This is a genomic window from Thiolapillus sp., assembly GCF_048562965.1.
In the GTDB taxonomy this organism is placed as follows: Bacteria; Pseudomonadota; Gammaproteobacteria; order Chromatiales; family Chromatiaceae; genus Thiolapillus; species Thiolapillus brandeum_A.
Genome location: NZ_JBHNMF010000721.1, coordinates 1 through 1,511 on the forward strand (window position 1 = coordinate 1; position 1,511 = coordinate 1,511).

Genomic DNA, 1,511 nt, shown 5'->3' on the forward strand with positions numbered 1-1,511 from the left:
ATGTGTTGGGTCAATAGCATAGACTCGGCGTACTATGATGTCAAGCCTCTACAGACATGAAAAAGCGATTGTAGATCCATCGAGGCAGGCTTGTACTCAGTCTTAGGGGTGAGTAGTTACTTCTATTCAGCCTATCTTCTCAGTTTCCTGTTCGCCAACCTGGCGTATACCGGGCATGCCTACCAGTATCTCTGGCCGGATCATCCCGAAGTGCAACACTGGGCCAACCCCGTACTGGTTATTGTCTTCTGCCTCTTCGGCCTGGCTTTTGCAACCAGCTTTCTGGATACGCGGCAACGTTTTCCACGCCTGTACAAAGCCATCGTTGCTGCAGGCCTGCTTGTCAGTCTGCTGACAGTCCTGTCGTTCATTCTCGGCGCACAGGGGCTGGCGATGAAAGTAGCCATGGCATTTCTTATCCTGTTTTCCCTGGGCATGATGGTTCTGGGAGTATTGTCCTGGCGCGCAGGCATACCCTCGGCAAAATACTTCCTTGCTGCGTCCATTACCCACACCAGCGCCATTGTCCTGTCGGCAATCATTGTACTGACAGCGCTGGACTGGGGGGATTTCGGCATTCACATCATAGAAATTGCCATGCTTGTGGATGCTGTTCTGCTGGCATTTGCCCTTGCCGACCAGTTCCGCATCCTGCAGAACGAGAAGTTCCTGGCAGAAAAGCTGGCCAACATCGATCATTTGACCGGCATATGGAATCGCCGGGGCTTTCAGCAACTGGTCAGCCCGCTTTGGCATACCGGATTGCGGAATCAGCATCATATGTCTGTCATTCTCATGGACCTGGACCAGTTCAAGCGCGTAAACGACCGCCATGGCCATGCCAGCGGAGACCAGGTACTTCAGCAGACTGCCTCTATGCTGAATTCCAGCGCCAGGGCAGGAGATGTTCTGGCCCGATGGGGAGGGGAAGAGTTCATCCTGTTTCTACCCGAAACAGGCCTCTCCAAAGCCACGCATATTGCAGAGCGCCTGCGCCAGTCCCTCATCCGCATGGAAACAGGCCTCACAGACCTGCCCCTGACAGCAAGTTTGGGCGTAGCCCATGTTCACGCCCGGGATATCGGCATGGAAGAACTGATCAGATACGCCGACAGCTATCTTTACCGTGCCAAGGAAGAAGGACGAAACCGCGTCTTTTTCGGAGAGGCGGGTGATACCGCCAACACGGAAGCACAAATGGCCACCTGACAAAAACAGCGTCAATGATCCTGCTCGAACAGCAGCGATCCTCATTAAAATTCGGGAAACCCGTTTTCATGCCGGAACGCTTTTATACTGGCATATTCAGCCTGCTTATCCATGAATTGCATTTTTTCGACCTGTAAAGCACCTGTCACGCGCGTCTCCCTGGTCTTCTCGAACCTTCATGCAAAATGACGGTGATTTTCACATAAACTGTCGCCATAATTCGCTATCTGCAGCGTTCTTTGGTCTACCGTCACACCTTCACCGCCGCTGCCAGCCATGGAGAGCGAAGCGAAGGCTGGTAG

1 protein-coding gene is annotated in these 1,511 nt (G+C 53.1%); it reads left to right on the forward strand.

Features of this window, described 5'->3' with window-relative positions:
• Positions 1 to 90 precede the first annotated feature (90 nt).
• Positions 91 to 1,209: a diguanylate cyclase gene (locus ACOCD2_RS19525; RefSeq protein WP_293675122.1), complete on the forward strand. Its 1,119-nt coding sequence runs from the start codon at positions 91 to 93 to the stop codon at positions 1,207 to 1,209.
• Positions 1,210 to 1,511 lie beyond the last annotated feature (302 nt).